Here is a 22,318-nt window from a genome sequence, read left to right as displayed (position 1 = left end):
CGGAGCCCGGCCCTACGGCCGGACGTCCAGCTTGCCCGTCATGGCGGGATGAAAACGGCAATAGAAATCGACCGCTCCCGCCCGGCGGACCGTCATCCGCGCTTCCGATTTCGGCGGCAGATCGACATCGAAGCTCTTGTCGCGAGCCGTCGCCGTATGCCGGAATATATCATCGTTTCGCCAGACGATCACATCACCGACATGCAGCTCGGCAGGCGGCGCACCGAATTTCATGCCTGCGATGGTGACCTTATATTCCGCCGCTGAGGCGACTCCGCTGCTTGCCCAGAGCAGCGCCAGCAACAGCGGCGCCAATTTCATCAGCGATCCCATCGCGGCCCTACTTGATCATCGAAGCGAGATGCTCGGCATGCGTCTGGTGTTGCTTGAACAGGGTCAGGCCCGTTTCCAACAGCGATTTCAGCTCTTTGTTCTGAGCCGAAGGGATCAGCACCTTGGCAAGGGCGTCGTTGACCGACTTGTGATAGGCGACCTCGTTTTCGACATAGGCCTTGTCGAAGGCTGCGCCGTCGAGGGCGTCAAGCGTCTTCAGTTCCTTGCTCGCCTGGGTCGAGAGCGACTGGCTGATCTTGTTGTCCTCAGGCGTCACCTTCAGCTTCTTGACGAGGGCGAGCGCCTGGTCGTTGACGGCCTTGTGGTCGCGCTCCATGGTTTTGGCGAATTCGATCACCTCAGGATTCTTGCTTTTCTTCAACGCCTGCTCCGCGGCGGTAACATCGATCTGCCCGGCCGTATAGGCGATATGGGCGATCTGAGGGTCGGTCGGCTTGGCGTCGGCGGCAATCGAGGCCGTTCCGAGCGACGCCGCGATGAAGGTTGCGCCGAGAATTCGTTTCAACATGATCTGTCTCCTTATGTCGGATGGAAGCGATCATTGGATGCAGATCGATCGAAAAGGTTCCCGGAAATCTTCGCAGCGGGAGGTGGTTGTCGGGCCGCTTCAGTTGTCGCCGATGAAGCGCTGGAGCACGATCGCATGGTTGTGGTCTGGATCTTTTGCCGCATAGAGAAGTGTGACGTCCGATTCCCCGATCCGGCGTCCGAGTTCCTCCACAGCTGACGAGTTCTTTTTGAGCTCGTCGCGATAGCGGCGCTGGAACTCGCTCCATTTGGCGGGGTCGTGGCCGAACCATCGGCGCAGCGCCGGGCTGGGCGCGATCTCTTTCAACCAGACATCGACGGCCGCCTCCTGCTTCTTCAAGCCGCGCGGCCACAACCTGTCGACCAGAACACGCGTGCCGTCCCGGTCTTCTTTTGGCTCGTAGACTCGTTTGATGTGCAAGGCCATTTGCTCATCCGCTGTAAAGGTAATTCCGAGCGAATACGCAGATGCAGGATTTGGTTCCACTCATGGCCGATGGTTGCCAATTAGTCACACTGCGCTGCCTCTGAGCTGTCACAATTGATTTTTCGCCTTCAACTGCGGTCATCCGCCGCCGTTTCCAAGTACGTTTAAGTCAGCCGCCCTATGACTCACCGACAGGCGCATCACCTCGCATCAGGCCAAGCGACTTCAGGTCCTCCCACAGCTCGTGAGGGATATGTGTGTTCCGCGCGCGTTCGTTTGACGCCACTTGATTGATCGACTGGCCACCCGGGATGACGGAAACGACAGCCGGATGGAAGAGCGGAAAGTTGAGAGCCGCGTCTGAGAGAGCGACATTGTATTTCAGGCAGACATGCTCGATGCGCCGGACTTTATCGAGGATGTGTGACGGGGCGTCAGAGTAATTATACTGCGCGCCAGCAACCGGGCCTGTGGCCAGTATACCGGAATTATAGGGCCCGCCGAGCACGATGCCGATATTGCGGGCGACGCACAGGGGGAGAAAGGATTCCAACGCCTCCTGCTCGAGCAGAGTATATCGTCCCGCAAGAAGAAACAGATCGAAGTCGCCACGCTCGGCAAGCGTCTGGCACATCTGCCACTCGTTTATCCCGCCCCCGATGGCTTTCACTACTCCCTGGTCGCGTAGTGAGGTCATCGCCTGATACCCACCGCTCATGAATTGCTCGACATAATGGTCGCAGGCCGCCGGGGTGCCGTGATTGAAGACATCCAGATCGTGCACGAACAGGATATCGAAGCTGTCGAGCCCGGTGCGCTCGAAAGAGGCTTCGAAAGATTGCATGATGCCATCGTAGCTATAGTCAAAAACCTCTCGGCGATTGGGAGTATCGAAGAATTTGCCGATGCCGGTCCGCTGTTCGGGTCGGCAGACCTTGAGGAGCCGGCCGACTTTGGTCGATACGACGAAATCTTCACGCTGCTTCGTCGCGAGGAAGCGGCCAACCCGCCTCTCTGCGAGGCCAAGTCCATAGAGCGGAGCGGTGTCGAAGTAGCGGATGCCATATTGCCAGGCTGCATCCAATACTGCTGCCGCCTCCTCATTGGTTATCGCCCGATAAAGATTGCCGAGCGGCGCGGTTCCGAACCCCAGTTCCGTAAAGGTAAGCCCGCCGTCTCCCCTGCGATCCCAATGTCGCGTCTTCATGTCAAGTACCCGCATCCCATTCGTTTACCGCTCGTGCCCGACACTGCATTCTAACTAATAACGCTTTTGGGTGGAATCGAAGCTAAAATGACAAACCTTGGTCTGCGATGGCCCGGGCAAGGTGCCAACCCAGCGAGCATGCGTAGGAGAGCGCGATATCCGATGCATTAGCCGGTGAATGGCGTATCCAGCTGCCCGATTTAACGAAGCCCAAACCACTCTGTCGTATGACAGAGTGGTTACATGGTTTGGGAAGGTGGATCCAACGCGGTGAATGGCATCTGGACGCAATTCGGTGGCAACCTTTCCTTCGTATCCCTGGCAATGTCGCTCTGGGCGCTCTTTTCGATTCAGTTTCAGCGCCGGTCCTTCATGCAGGAGAGGATCGCCTTCGGAATCATAGCCGGCGGCGCCTCCATCGGATCGATATTGCTGGCTGTTGAGTTTCATCCGGGCATCTATATCGATCTGCGATTTTCGCCGCTTGCATTGGCTGGCATGTTCGGTGGGCCGATCGCGGCGGCTTTTGCGGCATCGCTGGCGATGGCCTTTCGATTTGCCGTCGGCGGCACGGCGATGGTCGACGGGATTGTCACGATGGCTGTGGCTGCCGGCATTGGTGTGGCCGGCCATTTCTGGACCCGCAAGAGATCTCCGGTGCTCATGGACGTTGCGTTGCTGAGCCTCGCCCTTGGCGGCGCGCTGGTCGCATCGATGGCTCTGCTTCCCACTCTGGTGACCGCTCATGTGCTGGCCGGCGTCGGTTTTCCCCTGACGGCCTTGAATTGTCTGGCGACCGTGCTGGGCGGTTTTGTGCTCTTGAAGACGCAGCAATGGGAACTCGAACGCAGCATTTTGGTGACGGCTTTTTCGCAATCGCCCGACTATCTCTATGTGAAGGACCGAAACAGCCGGTTCATCACCGTCAATGAAAACATGACCCGCCTCTTCCGTTTCAGAACGACGGCGGAGATGACCGGATTGTCGGATTTCAATCTGATGTCGCAGCCGCTGGCTGAAGAATTGTATCATCTCGAGCAGCAGGTGATGGAGACGGGGACGCCGCTGATCGACTCCAACGAGCGGATCGAAGGCCGCTTCCTGCTCGCTTCCAAGGTGCCGCTCAGGGACAAGCAGGGACGGATCATCGGTCTTGCGGGCGTGACGCGCGACGTGACCGAGCGCACAGCACTGGAGCGGGAGCTGCGCGAAAGCAAGAACCTGCTGTCGCATGCGATGGCGAACATGTCCGATGGCATCGCCATGTACGACAGCAAAGGCTTTCTTGTCTTTTGCAACGAACAGTACCGCGACGCCTTTCCGCTCTCCGGAGATGCCCGCGTGGTCGGCGCGCATATCAGCGACATCCTGCGCCGCGTCGTCGAAACCGGCGAGCGCCCCGCTATTACAGAGGTTGATACGGAAGTGTGGATCAAGACCGCAGCCGCTTCCCTGCACAGCAATAAGGATGAGGAGGTTCAGCTTCACAATGGTGATTGGCGCAGCATCCGCACAAGGATTGCCGGAGACGGCACGGCGATGGCCGTCGTCTCGGACATCACGGCGACGAAACAGGCGGAGATCGCGCTCAGGCTGTCGGCGGAGCAATTGAAGAATCTTGCCGAGACCGACGGGCTCACCGGCATTGTCAATCGCCGCGCTTTCGACGAGGCCTTCGCGCGTGAGACGGCGGGCAGCGCCAGGAAAAATACGCCTTTCAGCCTGCTGATGGTCGATATCGACCGCTTCAAAGCCTATAACGATACCTATGGCCATCCCGCCGGCGACCAATGCCTGCGCGTCGTCAGCAAGTGTCTGCGCCAGTCCGTCAGTCGGCCGGCGGACATCGTTGCGCGCTACGGCGGAGAGGAATTCGCCGTGTTCCTTCCCGACACCAGCGCCAAGGGCGCGATGATCGTTGCCGAACAATTCGCGCGTCGCCTTGCACAGGAGAATATCGTTCATTCCGGCAGCGAATTCGGGCGGGTCACCGCCAGCATCGGCATATCCTGCGCCACAGGCGCGACCCTGCGGACCAGCCCGAACCGGCTTTTAGCCGAGGCCGATGCCGCGCTCTATGAGGCCAAAACGCAAGGCCGAAACCGTATTCTGGCGCATTCCCGCGAGAACGGGCATGCCCTTAAGGAAACCGGTTAGGGTCCGCGCTCGATAGGTTTCTTCTATCGAGCCATCGTTCGTACACCCTTGATGTTTAGCGCCCTTCAACAATACAGGGCGCATGGACACAAAATTTATCGGCAAGAAATCGGCGGCAGCCGGCGGCTGGGGCGCTCTGAAAAGCTGCGGCAAACAATTGCTGCAAAGCGGCATGCCGGTCTCGGGGGCGCGGACGATGCTGAAGGCGAACCAGCCGGACGGCTTCGATTGCCCGGGCTGCGCCTGGGGCGATCCGGAACACGGCTCGTCGTTCGAATTTTGTGAAAACGGCGTGAAGGCCGTCGCCTGGGAGGCGACAGAAAAGCGGGCGACACCCGCCTTCTTCGCGGCGAATACCGTCTCCGAGCTTCGCCGGTTGTCGGATTACGAACTGGAACTCAATGGCCGCCTCACGCATCCGATGCGTTACGATGCTGCGAGCGACCGTTATCTGCCGGTGGCGTGGGAGGATGCTTTTGCCGAGATCGGCAGCATTCTGAAGGGCCTCGATAATCCCAATCGGGCGGAGTTCTATACGTCCGGCCGCGCCAGCAACGAGGCTGCCTTCCTCTATCAGCTGTTCGTGCGCATCTACGGCACCAACAATTTTCCCGATTGTTCCAACATGTGTCACGAGGCAAGTGGAATCGCGCTGAACCAGGCGATCGGCGTCGGCAAGGGCACCGTGCTTCTGGAGGACTTCGAGGAGGCCGATGCGATCTTCGTGATCGGCCAGAACCCCGGAACCAATCATCCCCGAATGCTCGGCGACCTGCGCCGGGCGGCGATGCGCGGCGCGCGGATCGTCGTCTTCAATCCGATCCGCGAGCGCGGGTTGGAGCGTTTCTCCGATCCGCAGGACAAGATCGAGATGCTGCGCGGCGGCGCGACCGATATCGCCGGCCTCTATCTGCAACCGCAGCTCGGCGGCGACATGGCCGCTGTGCGTGGAATGGCAAAGGCGGTGCTGGCCGCGGAAGACGCTGCAGTTGCCGCCGGTCTGCCGCCGGTTCTCGATCATGCGTTCCTGGCCGACCATTGCGCCGGGTTTGCGCAATACCGGGCAGCGGTCGAGGCGACGGCCTGGGCTGATATCGAAGACCAATCGGGGCTAAGCCGACAGGACATCGAAGAGGCCGCCGATGTCTATATCAGGGCCGAACGGGTCATCTGCACCTGGGCAATGGGAGTGACCCAGCACCGGCATTCGGTGGCGACGATCCGGGAGATCGCCAACTTCATGTTCCTGCGCGGCAATATTGGCAAGCCTGGCGCCGGTCTTTGCCCGGTTCGCGGCCATTCCAACGTCCAGGGAGACCGGACCGTCGGCATCAATGAAAAGCCTGCGGACGGTTTCCTCGATGCGCTGGAGAAGCATTTCGGCTTCTCCGTGCCGCGTGACCATGGCCACCATGTTCTTGCCGCGATCGGGGCGATGCTTGACGGGTCGGCCGAGGCCTTCATCGGGCTTGGCGGCAATTTTGCCCGTGCGACGCCCGACAGCGCACTGGTCGAAAAAGCGCTTCGGCAGCTGAAGCTGACGGTGCACATCGCCACCAAACCCAATCATTCACATCTGATGCCCGGCGAGGCGTCCTTCATTCTGCCCTGCCTCGGGCGTACCGAGATGGATCTGAACGCTGCCGGTAATTCTCAACTCATCAGTGTCGAAGACTCGATGAGCATGGTGCATGGATCAGCCGGCATCAATCGCCCCGCCTCGCCGCATCTCCTCTCGGAAGTCGCCATCATTGCCGGCATTGCGCAGGCAACGGTCGGCTCCTCCGTGGCCGACTGGGCAGAGCTGGCCGACGACTACGACCGCATCCGCAATCATATCGAGGCGACTATTCCCGGCTTTGAAAACTATAATGCCCGCCTTCGCAAGCCGCGCGGTTTCCATCTGCGCAATCCGGCCGCCCATCGGGAGTGGCAGACGCCGGCAGGCAGGGCATCATTCTCTTGCCCGGCGCTTCCAGAGCAGACCGTGCACCAGCGTGCGCGAAGAGGCGAGGGGCGTTTCGCTCTGCAGACGTTCCGGTCGCACGACCAATACAATACGACGGTCTATGGTCTCGATGACCGATATCGCGGTGTCTACGGAGAGCGGCAGGTCATCTTCATTCATCCGGCGGATCTGAAGGCGATGAATGCCGAGGCTGGTGACCGTGTCGACGTGATCGGCGATCACGATGACGGCATCGAGCGTATCGCGCGGGATTTCCGCTTCGTGCCCTATGATATTCCGCAGGGCAGCATTGCCGGCTATTACCCGGAACTGAACGTGCTCGTGCCGCTTGGCAGTGCCGGCGAGGAAAGCGATACGCCGACCTCGAAATCGATCATGGTTTCGTTGCGCAAGCGAGACGCCGCGTGAGTAGCGAAGCTATCGGCGCAGACCGATTTCTTGCCCTTGTCGCTGCGGCGCAGGATAGGGACATCGGACTGACCTCCATACAGGCTGGTCTGCTCGTCGCCGCCGAGCTCGGGATCGCGTCCGACAGCCGCTCCTTTGCGCGCATGCTGGGGATCGCGCATGCCCTGGTGTTGCGGGATCTCGGCGCGCTGGCGGAGCGTGGTGATATGGTTGAAATCGTCAAGCGGGATGCGAGGACGATGCGAGTGCACTACAGGTTGGCGGTGCTTTAAAAGACAGAGGGCGCAAAGAGCGAAGCTGAAAGATCGCGGTGCGCTTCAGATGCAAATTACCGGCGGCCCATGCGCTTTCTCGTATCGGAGGGGTATTCGCCATATGTCGCCTTGTAGACCGCGGAAAAGCGGCCGAAATGAAAGAATCCCCATTTGAGACAGATGGCCTTCATCGTCTCCCTGCACTCGGGATCGAGCAGATCCCGGCGCGCTGCGCGCAGACGAAGCGTCAGCAGGTAAGCGGCGGGGGACGTTCCCTTGAATGCGCGGAAACCGGTTTCGAGCGCTCTGCTGGAGACGCCGGCCGCTTCCGCCACCTTCGGCATGGTGATCGGCTGATCGATATTGGCCTGCATGAACTCGATCGCCCTGCGCACATGCTTCGGAGCAATCAGAGCGGTTCCCTTTTCGAGGAAATGCGACAGCCGGTGCGGCACCATGCGCACGACGAGATCGGCGAGCGCCTGCGTCATGTGCGCCATGGCGATCGGCGACTGCAGCAGCGGGCCGTTGTCGCGCATCCCTGATATGATCGTTTCGGTGAGGTTGCCGATCGTCCGGCCGGCCGGCGTCGACAGATCCAGTTCGGGCAGAAGGTCGAGCGAGCCGCTGAACGGCATTTCGAACGTCTGGCCGATCGTCTGGAGGATGACGGGCCAGTTGATCAGCAACTCGTCGATGACATTGCCTTGCCCGTGCATGAGTACGCTGTCGGGTTCGAAATTATTGTAGAGAAGCAGTTTGCCTTGCCCGGCCTCGGCCTTGCGCGCCCCATACGTAACTCCCATGCCGCCGCGGCGCGGCACCACGAGCGACAGATACTCTGCCGTGTTGACGGTCGGCTCGACGTTGAATTGGAACTCCGCCTCGTGGTAGCCCGTCAGCAGAACGGCGGTCTCGGCCACCGAAAAATCCAATCCCCAGTGGAAGTCCTTGGCGCGGCCGACAGGCTCGGCATCAAACGCGCCGAAAGCGCCGCCGAGGGTTTCCACCATATTGTCGAAAGACGAACCGTGGAATCGGAAGGAGAATGGCTGGGCGCTGTTTTCCGTCATACTTTCCCCCTTTATTTCATCTGCCGCCGGACACGGCGGGATGCCTCGGCCGCATCGTCGGCGTGGGCGTCGCCGAGCTCATCTTTCTCCTCGCGCCTTTCAGGATCCGATGCAGGGCATCATGGACGAGGCGTGGCCGTATATTAGCGAACAAGAGGCGAAAGCGCAGTAAGGCGGCAGCGAAGCGGGCAGATTTCAAGGTGATGCGGGCGTCGGTACCGCTGGATAACGCAAGCCGGTCCGGGCCGAGCCTGAGCATGGCCGGCGTCCGAAATACAAACCTTTTAAATGCCTTATCTAAAAATCCCATCTGGCGGATCTTCCTAGCCGGTCGGCAGGAACTGACAGAAGCGGCAGCACTTGGCAAGGTCGCGGGGCTGCTGCTTTGATGGTAGTCCGGTGATGAAACGTTTAGCCATCCTGCGCAGATGGCGCGTTGGGGTGCGCCATCCGAAAGTCGCCTGCCGAAGGTTCTAAAGTGGACCGCTCGAGATAGCCTTCGGCAGGCTGACAGGCAGTTGGCATACGCACGGGATGGGGTGCGTATGGATGTAATCCCCTTCCACCATTTGGGGGTGATCGATGGAGGGGAGCTTCCGGACCGTAAGCCATCATGGCTCCGGTCGGATCTACTTTAGTGTTCCGTAGCGATGGAGCAATTGTCGGGCACCGATATTGTTGGCCAATCGGCTTTTCGTGACGCAGTCTGGACTGGTCCTGCGCAAAACGTATAGGCTTGGCGCTGTCTGCCCCTTCTTTTCAAGGCACGGGATCAAAGCTCCAAATCCGACTCACCGGCCAGAAATGAGGGACCACGCTGCAGTCACCGGGACGAAAATTCCGCGGGTCAGTATGGTGGCGGGATGAACCTGCATCGGGTCGACCACGATCATCCCGGCGCCGTCGATGGCGCGCCGGCGTGACGTGCTGGTCACGCGGCACGCCGTTCTCGGCCGTGTTTGCGGTATGCGCGCCGAAGACGATCCTGCTGCGCAAGCTGCGCCCGCGCAAACTGACGGGCGAAAACAGACGCGGAAAAAGCTTCGACATGGTGGTCCCTCAGACAGCCGGCTTGCCCGTTGCAGTGCGTGTGACGCGCCGAACGTCAATGTCGCCGGGCAACCGAGAGGCGTACGTGGAGCGTCAGAGCGCCACTGAAAGGGCACTGTCGCGCTGAGGAGCCACCTCCTGTGAATTCACCATTGCGCCTGCGAGCTGGCGGAAGGTGACGAGGCCCAAGGTTTCTCCCGACGGGGAAACCACCCTGGCATTGTCGTCCGGCGTCGAGGCCAGCATCCGGACGGCCTCTTCGACCGTCGTGCCGGCTGTGATCGTCGGCCCGTTTGCCGCCGCGGCGGAATGGAGCGGCGTCATGACGGCTTCGACATGGACGACCCGGCCGCGATTGACCTCCTTGACGAAGTTGGCGATGTAGTCGTCCGCAGGGCGCAGCACGATATCTTGGCTGGTGCCCTGCTGGATGACCTCGCCGTCGCGCAGGATCGCGATCTGATCGCCCAGCCGCAAAGCCTCGTCGAGATCGTGGGTGATGAAGACGATGGTCTTCTTGATCTCCTTCTGAATGTCGAGAAGGACCGTCTGCATGTCGGTGCGGATCAAAGGGTCGAGGGCCGAATAGGCCTCGTCCATCAGAAGCACCGGTGCGTCGTTGGAGAGCGCCCGCGCCAGACCGACGCGCTGCTGCATGCCGCCGGAAAGCTGATTGGGGTATTTCTGCTCGAAGCCCTTCAGCCCGACGCGCTCGATCCAGCGCATAGCGACGTCGACGGCTTTTGCGCGCTCCATGCCCTGCACTTCGAGACCGAACATGGTGTTGTCGAGAACGTTGCGGTGCGGCAGAAGCGCGAACTTCTGGAAGACCATAGCCGTCTGCTGCCGGCGGAACGTCCGCAATTCTGTTTCGTTCATCTTAACGACATCGACGCCGTCGACGAGCACCTCGCCGGCAGTTGGGTCGATCAGCCGGTTGATATGGCGGATCAGCGTCGACTTGCCCGATCCCGAAAGGCCCATGACGACCTGGATGCAGCCGGAGGGCATCTCGAGATTGATATCCCGGAGGCCGAGCACGTGGCCGTACTTCTGGTTGAGCTCGGTCTTCGTCAGGCCCTTCTGAACCGCATCGACATGAGCGGCGGGGTTGGGGCCAAAGATCTTGTAGAGGTTGCGGATCTTGATACCGCCGAAATGATTCTCAGCCATGGACAGTCTCCCGATGCTTCTGGAGCCTTTTGCCATATGCCTGGCTGACCCGGTCGAAGATGATGGCGATGCCGACAATGGCAAGGCCGTTGAAAATGCCCAGCGTGAAGTACTGGTTGGCGATTGCCTTGAGTACCGGCTGGCCGAGGCCCTGGACGCCGATCATGGAAGCGATGACCACCATGGCGAGCGCCATCATGATCGTCTGGTTGATGCCGGCCATGATGGTGGGAAGCGCCAGTGGCAGCTGCACCTTGAAAAGCTTCTGCGCTCTGGAGGTGCCGAAGGCATCTGCGGCCTCGAGCACGTCCTTGTCGACGAGTCGGATGCCGAGATCGGTGAGCCGGATCATCGGCGGGATCGCGTAGATGACGACGGCGATCAGACCGGGCACCTTGCCGATGCCGAGCAGCATGACGACGGGGATGAGATAGACGAAGCTCGGCATCGTCTGCATCACGTCGAGGATCGGATTGACGACGCGCTGCAGCCGGTCGGAGCGCGCCATCAGGATCCCGATCGGAATGCCGATAGCGATGGAAAGCACCGTGCAGACGAAGATCATCGAGACCGTCCGCATCGTATCGTCCCACATGTCGAAATAGCCGATCAGCATCAGAGTCACCAGACAGCCGGCGACGATCTTCAAGCTGCGGCTCGCAAACCAGGCAATGACCAGGATGATCAGGGTAATGATCGGCCACGGCGTTTGCGTCATGAATCGCTCGGCAGCTATGAGGAAGTGCTGCAGCGGGACGAAGAGGCTTTCGATGCCGTCGCCATAGCTGCGGGTAAATCCGCGAAAGCCGTCATCGATCGCTTTCTTCAGGTTGCGAAGCGCGTCGTCGTTCATGTGCGGGAATTTATAAAACCATTCCATCTCGGTTCCCCTTTCGTCAAACAGCCGTGGCAGTCTTTTGATTTTGTCGGCGCGTGAGAAGCGGTGCGCTTTTGGCGCACCGCAATTTTGGCTCAAAGAGCAGCTTCGATCTTCTTGGCTGCCTCAGGCGAGACCCACTTGGTCCAAATGTCCTTGTTTTCTTCCAGGAAGTGCTTGGCGCCGTCTTCGCCGGTCGCCTGATTGTCCGTCATCCAGGCCATCAGCTTGTTGACGGTGTCGTTGCTCCAGGAGCGCTTCTTCAGATAGTCCATGACCTCAGGCCCAACCTTTTCGGAGAAAGGCTTGGCAACGAGAGTCACGACGTGATCGACTGGCCATGCCGCCGGCTTCGGATCGGGGCAGTCGGCAACCGTGATGCAGCGCTTCCATTCGGCAGCATCTTCCGGCACGCCGGCTTCGAGCTTGACCATCTGATATTTGCCGAGCAGCGCGGTCGGAGCCCAGTAATAGCCGACCCAGCCTTCCTTGCGTTCGTAGGCCTTGGCGATCGAACCGTCGAGACCGGCGGCAGAGCCGGTGTCGACGAGGGTGAAGCCCGCCTTTTCGGCATCAAACGCCTTGTAGAGCTGCGAGGTGACGACCGTGCCGCCCCAGCCCTGCGGGCCGTTGACGATGGCGCCCTTCTTCGCGTCTTCCGGATCGGGGAAGAGTTCTGGATGCTTCAGCGCATCGCCGATGGTCTTGATGTCGGGATGGGCGTCAGCAACATATTTCGGTATCCACCAGCCCTGTACGCCGCCATCCGGCAGCGGCGAGCCGACCTGCACGATGCGGCCTTCTTCCGTGCCTTTCTTGACGACATCCGGCAGCAGATCGATCCAGGCTTCCGGAGCGATATCAGGCTGACCCTTCTCGGCCATGGAGGTGATCGTCGGGACGGTGTCGCCGACGGTGATGTCGGCGCTGCAGCCGTAACCTTCGTTCAGGATGAACTTGTCCAGGTTGGAGAGAACTTCGGCGCTCTGCCAGTTCATGCTGGCGATGGTGATGCTGCCACATTCGGCGGCGCTGGCGAAAGACGCGCCGCCGAGCAGGCCGAACGTCAAACATGTCGATGCGAGTAGTTTCTTCATTCTCGTTCCCTCTATTTAGCGGCTGATGTGGCTAGGCGGGGTGCCGCAGTACCCGCCCTCAACGGTCGTCAGGAAGCGTCTCCTATACTCACCGATTTCTTGAATGCTGCCGATAGTCCGTTTGCAACAGCAGCGTCGAACCCGGAGGCGCGCATACCTTCGATGGCTGCCGCGGTGGTGCCGCGATAGTCGAGAAAGGTTTGAACGACGTCGTCGGGACAGTCGTTGCGGCGCTCCAGCAGTCGGCCGGCGCCGGATATCACCGTATTGACGGCGCGGCGCGCTACCTCGGCCGGCAGGCCGCTGGCGACCGCATCGCGCATCATGGCGGCGGCGAGCAGCGCCGGGAATGCCGGCCCGGAGCCGGAAAGGCCTGTGAGATAATCGATGTCGCTTTCGCTTGCGACCTCGTCCTCAGATCCGCAGGTTTCGAAGATCGCGCGGACGACGGCCCGATCGTCGCTAGTGATGTCGTTCGAACCGATCCAGGGGGTATAGGATTTCCCCACTTCGGCAGCGGCATTCGGCAGGGCGCGGACAACGCGGCCTGTCCTGTGGCGCTCCGAAAGGACGCCCAGGCGAATGCCGGCCATGACCGAAATCACGAGCTTGTCGGAAGCATCGAGCGCGAACGGATACCAGTCATCGGGACGGATGGAGAGAAGAATCACATCCGAGCGGTCGGCAAGTTCCTGACTGTCGGTGGTCCAGAAGGAATCCGGGAAACGGTCGGGCTGCCGGCTACGATAGGAGAGGGAGAGATTTCGAGGGTCGACCAGGCCGGAATCGAGGATTGAGCTGGCAATGGCCCCGCCGAGCCAGCCCCCACCACCAATGATACCGATCCTCAAGGAAACGCTCATCTCGGCTTCCTCAGTCGGGCCTATAGCTATGCCGCGCGAAGAAGCGATCGAGCTCCCTCTGCTGCGGCACTTCGCCGGTGTAGATCGCAATATATTCCGGAATCCGTTTCATGCGGATGGCGAGTTCCTCCTTAGACTGCATGGAGATATAGCCGATCTGAACGAGATAAGTTGTCCGCGCTCTGACATCCGATGTCGTTTCTGGTACCCCGAACCGCATAAACATTCGTTTAAGCGCCTCCAGCCGGATCTGATCGGCCTTGTGGACCTCGGCCAGAAGCTCGTCCGACTGCAGCGCCCAGCTGCGCACGGCAAATTCGAACTTGGCGTCGAAGAGATCAGTGTTCAGCCAGCAATCGAAAACGTTGAGCATCGCCTCGGCCAGCGACTCCGCATAGGCTTCGGACTGCTTGACGATATTGCCGGTGTTTTTATCGCGCCACCGCGCCACCAGCGCGCTCAACAGTTCCTCCCGATCCTTGAAGAACCAGTAGAAGCTCGTCCGCGAGAGATTGAGCTTCTTTGCGAGCGGCAGAATTTTCACCGATTCCACGCCGGATTCCAGCAGTGACTGGTAGGCTGCTTCCAGCCAACCCTCCTGCGATCCGCGCCAGCCGGTGTCGTTCAAAGCCTGGTCCATGCATCATCTCCTATCAACTTCCGCGGCTTGGCACAAGAAAAATGTACATTAGTGTCTATAACAATGACCTTCATGTTTTCAATGTTGACACATATGTACATTGCCCTTAGCGTTTGCTTCGATGTTTTAATCCGGAACCATGGCCCATGTCGAACGATCCTCTTCTTCAGCCTTACCAGCTCAAGCATCTGACGCTGCGTAACCGTATCATCGTAACCTCGCACGAGCCGGCCTATCCCGAGGACGGCATGCCGAAGGAGAGGTATCGGGCCTATACGGTGGAGCGGGCAAAAGGCGGGGTGGCCTTGACGATGACGGCAGGCTCAGCCGCGGTTTCCAGGGATAGTCCGCCTGTTTTCAACAACCTGCTGGCCTATAAGGACGAGATCGTACCCTGGATCAGGGAAATGACCGACGCCGTCCACGAACAGGGTGCGGCGATCATGATCCAGCTCACCCATCTCGGCCGGCGCACGCGCTGGGACAAGGGTGACTGGCTGCCGGTCGTCGCCCCGTCGCATCATCGCGAGGCTTCGCATCGCGCCTTCCCGAAGAAGATGGAAGATTGGGACATCGAGCGCATCATCAAGGATTTCGCCGATGCGGCCGAACGGATGAAGGCGGGCGGTATGGATGGAATCGAGCTGGAGGCCTACGGCCACCTGATCGACCAGTTCGCATCTCCGCTCACGAACGAACTCGGTGGCCCCTACGGGGGTGCGCTCGAGAACCGCATGCGCTTCTGTTTCGATGTGTTCAGGGCGATCCGCGAGAGGGTCGGGAACGAATTCATCCTCGGCGTGCGCTATACGGCGGACGAATGTCTGCCCGGCGGTAACGGACAGGCCGAAGGCATAGAGATTTCGAAGCGGCTGCGCGACAGCGGGCTTATCGATTATCTGAACGTCATTCGCGGCCACATCGACACCGACCCGGGGCTGACCGACGTCATCCCGATCCAGGGCATGGCGAACTCACCGCATCTGGATTTTGCCGGTGAAATCCGCGCAGCGACCAACTTCCCGACCTTCCATGCGGCGAAGATTCCCGACGTCGCCACCGCGCGTCATGCGATCGCAGCCGGCAAGGTCGACATGGTCGGCATGACCCGCGCCCACATGACTGACCCGCACATCGTGCGCAAGATTATCGAGAAGAGGGAGGAGGATATCCGCCCCTGCGTCGGCGCCAACTACTGTCTCGACCGCATCTATCAGGGCGGGGCCGCCTACTGCATCCATAATGCCGCCACCGGCCGCGAACTGACGATGCCGCATATCGTGGCAAAGGCCGACGTCGGAAAGAAGGTCGTCATCGTCGGCGCCGGCCCGGCCGGTCTGGAAGCGGCGCGCGTCGCGGGAGAGCGTGGTCACGAAGTGGTCGTTTTCGAAGCTGCCAACAATCCAGGGGGGCAGATCCGTCTCACCGCCCAAAGTGAACGTCGTCGGGAAATGATCAGCATCATCGACTGGCGCATGAGGCAGTGTGAGAAATACGATGTCACCTTCCACTTCAACACCTGGGCGGAAGCCGATACGATCGAGGCCGAAAATCCTGACGTCGTCATCATCGCCACAGGCGGCTTGCCGCATACCGAGGTGCTCACCAACGGCAACGAGCTGGTGGTCTCCTCTTGGGACATCATCTCCGGCGATGTGAAGCCCGGAACCAATGTGCTCGTTTTCGACGATGCCGGCGACCATGCCGGTCTCCAGGCGGCGGAGTTCCTCGCCAACGCAGGCGCCAAGGTCGAGATCATGACGCCGGACCGGTCCTTCGCGCCGGAGGTCATGGCCATGAACCTGGTGCCCTATATGCGTTCGCTCCAAAAGTACGACGTGACCTTCACCGTTACCTATCGGCTGGAAGCCGTCGAGAAGAGCGGTAACCAGCTCGTCGCCCTTATCGGCAGCGATTACGGCGGAATTGCCCGGCAGCATAGCTACGACCAGGTCGTCATCAATCACGGGACCATCCCGCTCGACGACCTCTATTTCGAGCTGAAGCCCAAGTCGAAAAATCTCGGCGAGGTCTCGTACGACCAGCTTCTCCAGGGGCAACCGCAATCAGTCATCCACAATCCCGAGGGCAAGTTTCAGCTGTTCCGGATCGGTGACGCTGTCGCTGCCCGCAACACGCATGCCGCGGTCTATGACGGTCTGCGCATCGCAAAGGATATATGATCGCAAGAGAGGCCGCCTGTCGGCCGATCGGGAGGGAATGATATGAGTTTGCGCAACGGAAGCCTCCAGCATTTCCTGGAAGCCGCTTCGGTCGCTTTCGGCCAGTTCGCCAGGGCTCCGGAAGCCCGCCGCTCGATCGGGCAGTTCTTCGCGGCGCTGGAGCGTCCGGGGACTGCGCGCGCGGGAGAGGGAAGCCGACTACCGGTCTGCGCTCACCTCGATATGGTGCTCGCGGTCGATACGTCCTATGCTTCGCTGGCGCGATTGATCGAGGGGTTCAAAGGCATCGAGCCAATGCTTGAATGGCGTCGCCGCACAAAGTATGACCACACCACGGCCAGCGACAATTTCGTTGATGGGCATGCCAACGCCATGATCGTCGGGCCGGGTGGATTGGAGGAGCGAAGTGACCTGTGGTTCGGCGTGACATTGATGGCGCCTCACGTGCGCTATCCCGATCACGACCATGCGCCGGAGGAAGTCTATCTCGTGCTGTCCAAGGGAGAGTTCCAGCAGGGGGAGGGGAACTGGTTTTCGCCCGGTATCGGCGGATCGTTCTATAATATTCCCGGGATCAAACATGCCATGAGGTCGCTGGAGACGCCGCTCTTCGCCTTCTGGGCGTTGCTTGCTGAGCGGTCGCATTGACGGCCGGCTGTCTAAAGCATGTCGCGCAAAGCTGGGCGGCGGTTGCGACAGCGGCTTACGACAAAAACAGTTGAAGCGCGGACCAAGCGAATCTGAAAGATCGCGGCGCTTTGGATGAAGGGGTTTGCCATGAAGATTCTCGTGCCCGTCAAGCGGGTTGTCGACTACAACGTGAAGATCCGGGTTAAGCCGGATGGCACGGGTGTCGAGCTTGCCAATGTGAAGATGTCGATGAACCCGTTCGACGAGATCTCGGTGGAAGAGGCGCTGCGATTGAAGGAGGCCGGCAAGGCCGAGGAAGTGGTGGTGGTCTCGATCGGCCCTGCCAAGGCCGAGGAGACGCTGAGGACGGCACTCGCCATGGGCGCCGACCGGGCGATCCTGGTCGAGACCGACGATCAAGTCGAGCCGCTCGCCGTCGCCAAGATCCTCAAAGGTGTCGCCGATGCCGAGCAGCCGGGGCTGATCATATCAGGCAAGCAGGCGATCGACGACGACAGCAATCAGACCGGCCAGATGCTGGCGGCATTGCTGGGTTCGGCCCAGGCGACCTTCGCCTCGAAGATCGAGATCGGTGACGGCAAAGCTCAGGTGACCCGCGAGGTCGATGGCGGCCTGCAGACGATCGAGATCAAGCTGCCGGCGGTCATCACCACCGACCTGCGTCTCAACGAGCCGCGTTATGCCTCGCTGCCGAACATCATGAAGGCGAAGAAGAAGCCGCTCGACAAGAAGACGCCTGCCGATTTCGGCGTCGACACGACGCCGCGGCTGAAGGTGCTGAAGACCGAGGAGCCCAGTGGCCGCAAGGCCGGCGTCAAGGTCAAGTCGGTCGCCGAACTGGTCGACAAGCTGAAGAACGAAGCCGGCGTGCTGTAATCGGGTTGGAACAGGAGCAACTATCATGACCATTCTTCTTCTGGCCGACCATGACGGCAATCATCTCTCCGACCAGACCGCCAAGGCGCTGACGGCAGCCTCGCAGATCGGCTCCGATGTGCATGTGCTGGTTGCCGGCAAGGGCGCCAGGGCTGCGGCCGATCAGGCGGCAAAACTCTCCGGCGTCTCCAAGGTGCTGCTGGCCGAAAGCGAGGCGCTTGCCAACAATCTCGCCGAGCCGCTGGCCGACCTGATCGTCTCGCTCGCCGGCTCCTACGACACCATCGTCTCGGCCGCCACCTCGGTCGGCAAGACGGTGCTGCCGCGCGTCGCCGCCCTGCTCGATGTCGCCCAGGTCTCGGAGATCATCGAAGTCGTCAGCCCCGATACCTTCAAGCGGCCGATCTATGCCGGCAACGCCATCCAGACGGTGCAGGCCAGCGACGCCAAGAAGGTGATCACCGTGCGAACCGCCTCGTTTGCCTCTGCGGCTGAAGGCGGCTCTGCCTCTGTCGAGGCGATCCCGGCCGTCTCCGATCCGGGTCTGTCGCGGTTCGTCTCCGATGCGCTGTCGGCGTCGGAACGTCCGGAACTGACCTCGGCCAAGGTCATCATCTCCGGCGGCCGGGCGCTCGGCTCGGCCGAGAAGTTCAGGGAGGTCATCCTGCCGGTTGCCGACAAGCTCGGTGCCGCCGTCGGCGCCAGCCGTGCGGCCGTCGATGCCGGTTATGCCCCGAACGACTGGCAGGTCGGCCAGACCGGCAAAGTGGTGGCGCCCGACCTCTATATCGCCTGCGGCATCTCCGGCGCCATCCAGCATCTGGCCGGCATGAAGGATTCGAAGGTGATCGTCGCCATCAACAAGGATGAGGAGGCGCCGATCTTCCAGGTCGCCGACTATGGCCTCGTCGCCGACCTCTTCGACGCCCTGCCGGAACTGCAAAAGGCGCTCTGAGCGAGGAGACCAAACGTGGCGCGTGGGGTGGGACGTCCAATCAGACCTGGTGCCGACCTTCTCCTGAACGATGAGGAAAAGCCGGCCTATATCAGGCTGCACGACATCGGACGGGAGAGGCGTCCTCAGCCGCTGCAGGAATTCCTCAACGATATCGGCGGGCTGATGCTGTCGGCCGAGGCTCCTGCCGTGGCCAGTTTCGTCGCCGGCAAGGTGCTGCAGAGGCTGCTCAAGACAGGCAAGGTGCGGCCGGAGGGCGGCCCTCTTCCCGGTGTGCCAGAGGGGCTGGATGACGCCATCAGCCATCTGGCAAAATCCGGACGGAAGTTTGAGGCGATCGCCGGCCAGTTCAAGAGTCTCGCCGATAAGCTGCTTTGGAGACGTGGCCGAACCGGCCCCTTTGCAAGCCTGAACTTCGGCACCACGCACTCGCATGCGGTTCTGGTCGGTCCCGGCGGCCTGGAGGAGCGGGCCGATCTCCGGGTGGGCGTGATCTATATGGATCGCTACACCCGCTTTCCCGATCATGTTCAGACGCAGCCGCGCGCCTTCATTCTGCTTTCGCGGGGAGAAATCTGCCTTGGTGATTCCCAGTGGTTTTCTGCCGCGACCGGAACGGTCTTCGCCAATGATGCCGGGCAGTCTTTCGCGATAAGATGCACGGCGCAGCCGCTTCTCGCGGTGTGGTGTCAGGTCGAGCCGGGATGAACGAGATGAGGCCGAAGCAGATCGTTTCGATCTCGCGGTCGCATCCCGCATAGTTAACAACCGAATTTGAATTAACAGGAGGGATTATCAAATGGACGTTCGCGCCGCAGTCGCCGTTCAGGCCGGAAAACCGCTCGAAGTGATGACCGTGCAGCTCGACGGCCCGAAGGCCGGCGAAGTGCTGGTGGAGGTCAAGGCGACCGGCATCTGCCACACCGATGATTTCACCCTGTCGGGCGCCGATCCGGAAGGCCTGTTCCCGGCCATCCTCGGCCATGAGGGCGCCGGCATTGTCGTCGACGTCGGCCCGGGTGTGACCTCGGTCAAGAAGGGCGACCACGTCATTCCGCTTTACACGCCGGAATGCCGCGAGTGTTATTCCTGCACGTCCCGCAAGACCAATCTCTGCACCGCCATCCGCGCCACCCAGGGCCAGGGCGTGATGCCGGACGGCACCTCGCGCTTTTCGATCGGCAAGGACAAGATCCATCACTATATGGGCTGCTCGACCTTTGCCAATTACACGGTGCTGCCGGAGATCGCGCTCGCCAAGATCAATCCCGACGCGCCCTTCGACAAGGTCTGCTACATCGGCTGCGGCGTCACCACAGGCATCGGCGCCGTCATCAACACCGCCAAGGTCGAGGTCGGATCGACGGCGATCGTCTTCGGCCTCGGCGGCATCGGCCTCAACGTCTTACAGGGTCTGCGGCTGGCCGGCGCCGACATGATCATCGGCGTCGATATCAACCCGGATCGCAAGGCCTGGGGCGAGAAGTTCGGCATGACGCATTTCGTCAATCCGAAGGAGGTCGGCGACGACATCGTTCCCTATCTGGTCAACATGACCAAGCGGGGCGGCGACCTGATCGGCGGCGCCGACTACACCTTCGACTGCACCGGCAATACCAAGGTGATGCGCCAGGCGCTGGAAGCCTCCCATCGCGGCTGGGGCAAATCGGTCATCATCGGGGTTGCCGGCGCCGGCCAGGAAATCTCGACGCGGCCGTTCCAGCTGGTGACCGGCCGCAACTGGATGGGCACCGCCTTCGGCGGCGCGCGCGGCCGCACCGACGTGCCGAAGATCGTCGACTGGTACATGCAGGGCAAGATCCAGATCGATCCGATGATCACCCACACCATGCCACTCGAAGACATCAACACGGGCTTCGAGCTGATGCACAAGGGCGAAAGCATCCGCGGCGTGGTGGTGTACTGAGTCATGAAAACCATTGCGACCGACAAGTCTTACGGCGGCACTCAGGGCGTTTATGTCAATCGCTCCGAGGCCTGTGACTGCGACATGACCTTCGCCGTGTTCGTGCCGCCGCAGGCGACCGAGGGCAAGCTGCCGGTGCTGTGGTACCTGTCCGGCCTGACCTGCACGCATGCCAATGTCATGGACAAGGGCGAGTATCGGAAGCTTGCCGCCGAGCTGGGCCTGATCGTCGTTTGTCCGGATACCAGTCCCCGCGGTGATCACGTTCCTGACGAGCCCGACAATTGGCAATTCGGCAAGGGGGCCGGCTTTTACGTCGATGCCACCGAGCCGCCGTTTTCGGCCAATTATCGCATGTACAGCTACATCACCGACGAGCTGCCGCGCCTGCTTGCGGCGGAATTCCCTGTCGACATGGATCGCCAGGGGATCTTCGGCCATTCGATGGGCGGACATGGCGCGATCACCATCGCGCTCAAGAACCCCGACCGGTTCCGCAGCTGCTCGGCCTTCGCGCCGATCAGCCACCCCTCGGTGTCCGGCTGGTCGAAACCGGCCTTGCGGAAATATCTCGGCGCCGATGAAAACACCTGGCGGGCCTATGACACCTGCTCGCTGATCGAAGACGGGCATCGCTTCCCCGAGCTCTTCGTGGACCAGGGGACGGCGGACAGCTTCCTGGAGGATGGGCTGCGTCCAGACGAACTCCGGCAAGCCTGCGAGGCGTCAGGCATTCCGCTCAGGCTGCGCATGCAGGAAGGCTACGGCCACTCCTACTTTTTCATTTCGACGTTCATGGACGATCATCTGCGCTGGCACGCGCAGAGGTTGGAGAACTGATTTTAGCGAGCTCGGCCGGGCATAACGCAAACGGCCAGGGAGGAAGGGAGAAAAGCAATGAGCAGCATAGCCATTCATCCGGCAGTGGATTCAGGCTTTCGAGCGACGGACGCTGCTTTCACAGGCGGGACACTCGTGTGCAAATGCACGAGCAATCCCGTCAAGGTCAGGATCAAGGGCGATATCGCCCACAATCACGCCTGCGGCTGCACCAAGTGCTGGAAGCCCGAGGGAGCAGTCTTTTCGGTCGTGGCCGTCGCTCCGACCGAGAGCGTCGAGGTGCTGGAGAACGGCGACAAGCTCGCCGTCGTCGATCCCGCTGCCTTGATCCAGCGGCACGCCTGCAAGCAATGCGGCGTGCATATGTATGGGCCGGTCGAGCGCGAACATCCGTTCCAGGGATTGTCCTTCGTCCATCCGGAGCGCTTCCAGGAAAGCGGCTGGGCCAAGCCCGGCTTTGCTGCTTTCGTCTCATCGATCATCGAAAGCGGCTTCGATCCCGCCAAGATGGACGCGGTCAGGGCGCAGTTGAAGGCTTCGGGCCTCGAGCCTTATGATTGCCTGTCGCCCGGCCTGATGGACTATATCGCGACCTGGACTGCCAAGAAGAGCGGTGTGCTCGCCGCCTGAATTGTCAGGGGAGCGCCGACGGCGGCGCTCCCCCATCAAGCCGGGCATTGGATGATAGACGCTCCATGACGCCCCTCCGCCGCTTTGTCGGCGCTTCCGACGTCCGACAATCCGCCGCGACGCCGGCTTTTCCACACTTTCCTACCGACAATCAGCTCGGAAAAGACTGCGCGATGCGT

The 22,318-nt window shown here is 60.9% G+C and carries 21 protein-coding genes and 1 pseudogene; 11 read left to right on the top strand and 11 right to left on the bottom strand.

The genetic code is table 11. The annotated features are described in order from the left end of the window. Window positions 1-12: 12 nt before the first annotated feature. From RHE_RS28620 to RHE_RS28605, 4 genes are all read right to left on the bottom strand, one after another. Window positions 13-333, bottom strand: a complete 321-nt coding sequence (locus RHE_RS28620) for a cupredoxin domain-containing protein (protein WP_011428726.1) — start codon at window positions 331-333, stop codon at window positions 13-15. Window positions 334-340: 7 nt separating this feature from the next. Continuing rightward, window positions 341-862: a DUF4142 domain-containing protein gene (locus RHE_RS28615; protein WP_011428725.1), complete on the bottom strand. Its 522-nt coding sequence runs from the start codon at window positions 860-862 to the stop codon at window positions 341-343. A gap of 99 nt (window positions 863-961) precedes the next feature. Next, window positions 962-1,309: a DUF488 domain-containing protein gene (locus RHE_RS28610; protein ID WP_011428724.1), complete on the bottom strand. Its 348-nt coding sequence runs from the start codon at window positions 1,307-1,309 to the stop codon at window positions 962-964. 178 nt (window positions 1,310-1,487) lie between these two features. Next, the gene (locus RHE_RS28605) at window positions 1,488-2,516 is read right to left on the bottom strand and encodes an aldo/keto reductase (protein ID WP_011428723.1); all 1,029 of its coding nucleotides are present in this window, start codon (window positions 2,514-2,516) and stop codon (window positions 1,488-1,490) included. 243 nt (window positions 2,517-2,759) lie between these two features. Here RHE_RS28605 and RHE_RS28600 point away from each other — a divergent pair, with 243 nt between their 5' ends. The 3 genes from RHE_RS28600 to RHE_RS28590 all read left to right on the top strand — a co-directional run bounded on the left by RHE_RS28600 (window position 2,760) and on the right by RHE_RS28590 (window position 7,322). Beyond that, complete coding sequence (locus RHE_RS28600; RefSeq protein WP_011428722.1) at window positions 2,760-4,673, top strand: diguanylate cyclase; 1,914 nt, start codon at window positions 2,760-2,762, stop codon at window positions 4,671-4,673. 82 nt (window positions 4,674-4,755) lie between these two features. Next, window positions 4,756-7,050 (top strand): FdhF/YdeP family oxidoreductase, encoded by a 2,295-nt coding sequence (locus RHE_RS28595; protein ID WP_011428721.1) that lies wholly within the window; start codon window positions 4,756-4,758, stop codon window positions 7,048-7,050. After that, window positions 7,047-7,322 (top strand): hypothetical protein, encoded by a 276-nt coding sequence (locus tag RHE_RS28590; protein WP_011428720.1) that lies wholly within the window; start codon window positions 7,047-7,049, stop codon window positions 7,320-7,322. Before RHE_RS28595 ends, RHE_RS28590 begins: the two co-directional genes overlap by 4 nt. A 56-nt stretch (window positions 7,323-7,378) precedes the next feature. Here the strand turns inward: RHE_RS28590 and RHE_RS28585 are convergent, their stop codons facing one another. From RHE_RS28585 to RHE_RS28555, 7 genes and pseudogenes are all read right to left on the bottom strand, one after another. Continuing rightward, the gene (locus RHE_RS28585; RefSeq protein WP_011428719.1) at window positions 7,379-8,377 is read right to left on the bottom strand and encodes an AraC family transcriptional regulator; all 999 of its coding nucleotides are present in this window, start codon (window positions 8,375-8,377) and stop codon (window positions 7,379-7,381) included. A gap of 801 nt (window positions 8,378-9,178) precedes the next feature. Continuing rightward, a pseudogene (locus RHE_RS35175) lies at window positions 9,179-9,427 on the bottom strand (FAD-dependent oxidoreductase); the annotation flags it as partial. A 93-nt stretch (window positions 9,428-9,520) separates the two neighbouring features. Further along, window positions 9,521-10,600: a quaternary amine ABC transporter ATP-binding protein gene (locus RHE_RS28575; RefSeq protein ID WP_011428717.1), complete on the bottom strand. Its 1,080-nt coding sequence runs from the start codon at window positions 10,598-10,600 to the stop codon at window positions 9,521-9,523. Then, on the bottom strand, window positions 10,593-11,480 hold the full coding sequence (locus tag RHE_RS28570; RefSeq protein WP_011428716.1) for an ABC transporter permease: 888 nt from the start codon (window positions 11,478-11,480) through the stop codon (window positions 10,593-10,595). Before RHE_RS28570 ends, RHE_RS28575 begins: the two co-directional genes overlap by 8 nt. Window positions 11,481-11,572: 92 nt before the next feature. Then, complete coding sequence (locus RHE_RS28565; RefSeq protein WP_011428715.1) at window positions 11,573-12,574, bottom strand: ABC transporter substrate-binding protein; 1,002 nt, start codon at window positions 12,572-12,574, stop codon at window positions 11,573-11,575. Between the two features lie 68 nt (window positions 12,575-12,642). Further along, on the bottom strand, window positions 12,643-13,437 hold the full coding sequence (locus RHE_RS28560; protein ID WP_011428714.1) for a pyrroline-5-carboxylate reductase family protein: 795 nt from the start codon (window positions 13,435-13,437) through the stop codon (window positions 12,643-12,645). Window positions 13,438-13,447: 10 nt separating this feature from the next. After that, a complete protein-coding gene (locus tag RHE_RS28555; RefSeq protein WP_011428713.1) occupies window positions 13,448-14,077 on the bottom strand; it encodes a TetR/AcrR family transcriptional regulator in 630 nt (209 codons plus the stop codon). A 146-nt stretch (window positions 14,078-14,223) separates the two neighbouring features. Here RHE_RS28555 and RHE_RS28550 point away from each other — a divergent pair, with 146 nt between their 5' ends. The 8 genes from RHE_RS28550 to gfa all read left to right on the top strand — a co-directional run bounded on the left by RHE_RS28550 (window position 14,224) and on the right by gfa (window position 22,139). Next, the gene (locus tag RHE_RS28550) at window positions 14,224-16,260 is read left to right on the top strand and encodes an NADH:flavin oxidoreductase (RefSeq protein WP_011428712.1); all 2,037 of its coding nucleotides are present in this window, start codon (window positions 14,224-14,226) and stop codon (window positions 16,258-16,260) included. A 42-nt stretch (window positions 16,261-16,302) separates the two neighbouring features. Continuing rightward, entirely contained in the window at window positions 16,303-16,908 is a 606-nt protein-coding gene (locus tag RHE_RS28545; protein WP_011428711.1) for a dimethylsulfoniopropionate lyase, read from the top strand. A gap of 129 nt (window positions 16,909-17,037) precedes the next feature. Beyond that, complete coding sequence (locus tag RHE_RS28540) at window positions 17,038-17,787, top strand: electron transfer flavoprotein subunit beta/FixA family protein (protein ID WP_011428710.1); 750 nt, start codon at window positions 17,038-17,040, stop codon at window positions 17,785-17,787. A gap of 25 nt (window positions 17,788-17,812) precedes the next feature. Then, window positions 17,813-18,742 carry an electron transfer flavoprotein subunit alpha/FixB family protein gene (locus RHE_RS28535; protein ID WP_011426993.1) on the top strand — a complete coding sequence of 310 codons (930 nt, stop codon included), beginning with the start codon at window positions 17,813-17,815 and terminating at the stop codon, window positions 18,740-18,742. Window positions 18,743-18,757: 15 nt separating this feature from the next. After that, the gene (locus tag RHE_RS28530) at window positions 18,758-19,450 is read left to right on the top strand and encodes a dimethylsulfonioproprionate lyase family protein (protein WP_011428709.1); all 693 of its coding nucleotides are present in this window, start codon (window positions 18,758-18,760) and stop codon (window positions 19,448-19,450) included. 91 nt (window positions 19,451-19,541) lie between these two features. Then, on the top strand, window positions 19,542-20,669 hold the full coding sequence (locus RHE_RS28525; protein WP_011428708.1) for an S-(hydroxymethyl)glutathione dehydrogenase/class III alcohol dehydrogenase: 1,128 nt from the start codon (window positions 19,542-19,544) through the stop codon (window positions 20,667-20,669). 3 nt (window positions 20,670-20,672) lie between these two features. Next, on the top strand, window positions 20,673-21,509 hold the full coding sequence (fghA, locus tag RHE_RS28520; RefSeq protein ID WP_011428707.1) for an S-formylglutathione hydrolase: 837 nt from the start codon (window positions 20,673-20,675) through the stop codon (window positions 21,507-21,509). A 57-nt stretch (window positions 21,510-21,566) separates the two neighbouring features. Continuing rightward, window positions 21,567-22,139, top strand: coding sequence for an S-(hydroxymethyl)glutathione synthase (gene gfa, locus RHE_RS28515; RefSeq protein ID WP_011428706.1), 573 nt, complete (start codon window positions 21,567-21,569; stop codon window positions 22,137-22,139). Window positions 22,140-22,318 lie beyond the last annotated feature (179 nt).

Source organism: Rhizobium etli CFN 42, assembly GCF_000092045.1.
Taxonomy (GTDB): domain Bacteria; phylum Pseudomonadota; class Alphaproteobacteria; order Rhizobiales; family Rhizobiaceae; genus Rhizobium; species Rhizobium etli.
This window is presented reverse-complemented; position numbering and strand designations above follow the sequence as displayed.

What these genes read in the sequence shown, in the direction of transcription:
- RHE_RS28615 (WP_011428725.1), bottom strand. Translation starts at nt 862, where the DNA reads ATGTTGAAACGAATTCTCGGCGCAACCTTCATCGCGGCGTCGCTCGGA.
- RHE_RS28560 (WP_011428714.1), bottom strand. Translation starts at nt 13,437, where the DNA reads ATGAGCGTTTCCTTGAGGATCGGTATCATTGGTGGTGGGGGCTGGCTC.
- RHE_RS28620 (WP_011428726.1), bottom strand. Translation starts at nt 333, where the DNA reads ATGGGATCGCTGATGAAATTGGCGCCGCTGTTGCTGGCGCTGCTCTGG.
- RHE_RS28595 (WP_011428721.1), top strand. Translation starts at nt 4,756, where the DNA reads ATGGACACAAAATTTATCGGCAAGAAATCGGCGGCAGCCGGCGGCTGG.
- RHE_RS28550 (WP_011428712.1), top strand. Translation starts at nt 14,224, where the DNA reads ATGTCGAACGATCCTCTTCTTCAGCCTTACCAGCTCAAGCATCTGACG.
- RHE_RS28605 (WP_011428723.1), bottom strand. Translation starts at nt 2,516, where the DNA reads ATGAAGACGCGACATTGGGATCGCAGGGGAGACGGCGGGCTTACCTTT.
- RHE_RS28565 (WP_011428715.1), bottom strand. Translation starts at nt 12,574, where the DNA reads ATGAAGAAACTACTCGCATCGACATGTTTGACGTTCGGCCTGCTCGGC.
- RHE_RS28575 (WP_011428717.1), bottom strand. Translation starts at nt 10,600, where the DNA reads ATGGCTGAGAATCATTTCGGCGGTATCAAGATCCGCAACCTCTACAAG.
- RHE_RS28570 (WP_011428716.1), bottom strand. Translation starts at nt 11,480, where the DNA reads ATGGAATGGTTTTATAAATTCCCGCACATGAACGACGACGCGCTTCGC.
- RHE_RS28545 (WP_011428711.1), top strand. Translation starts at nt 16,303, where the DNA reads ATGAGTTTGCGCAACGGAAGCCTCCAGCATTTCCTGGAAGCCGCTTCG.
- RHE_RS28525 (WP_011428708.1), top strand. Translation starts at nt 19,542, where the DNA reads ATGGACGTTCGCGCCGCAGTCGCCGTTCAGGCCGGAAAACCGCTCGAA.
- RHE_RS28535 (WP_011426993.1), top strand. Translation starts at nt 17,813, where the DNA reads ATGACCATTCTTCTTCTGGCCGACCATGACGGCAATCATCTCTCCGAC.
- RHE_RS28555 (WP_011428713.1), bottom strand. Translation starts at nt 14,077, where the DNA reads ATGGACCAGGCTTTGAACGACACCGGCTGGCGCGGATCGCAGGAGGGT.
- fghA (WP_011428707.1), top strand. Translation starts at nt 20,673, where the DNA reads ATGAAAACCATTGCGACCGACAAGTCTTACGGCGGCACTCAGGGCGTT.
- RHE_RS28585 (WP_011428719.1), bottom strand. Translation starts at nt 8,377, where the DNA reads ATGACGGAAAACAGCGCCCAGCCATTCTCCTTCCGATTCCACGGTTCG.
- RHE_RS28540 (WP_011428710.1), top strand. Translation starts at nt 17,038, where the DNA reads ATGAAGATTCTCGTGCCCGTCAAGCGGGTTGTCGACTACAACGTGAAG.
- RHE_RS28610 (WP_011428724.1), bottom strand. Translation starts at nt 1,309, where the DNA reads ATGGCCTTGCACATCAAACGAGTCTACGAGCCAAAAGAAGACCGGGAC.
- gfa (WP_011428706.1), top strand. Translation starts at nt 21,567, where the DNA reads ATGAGCAGCATAGCCATTCATCCGGCAGTGGATTCAGGCTTTCGAGCG.
- RHE_RS28600 (WP_011428722.1), top strand. Translation starts at nt 2,760, where the DNA reads ATGGTTTGGGAAGGTGGATCCAACGCGGTGAATGGCATCTGGACGCAA.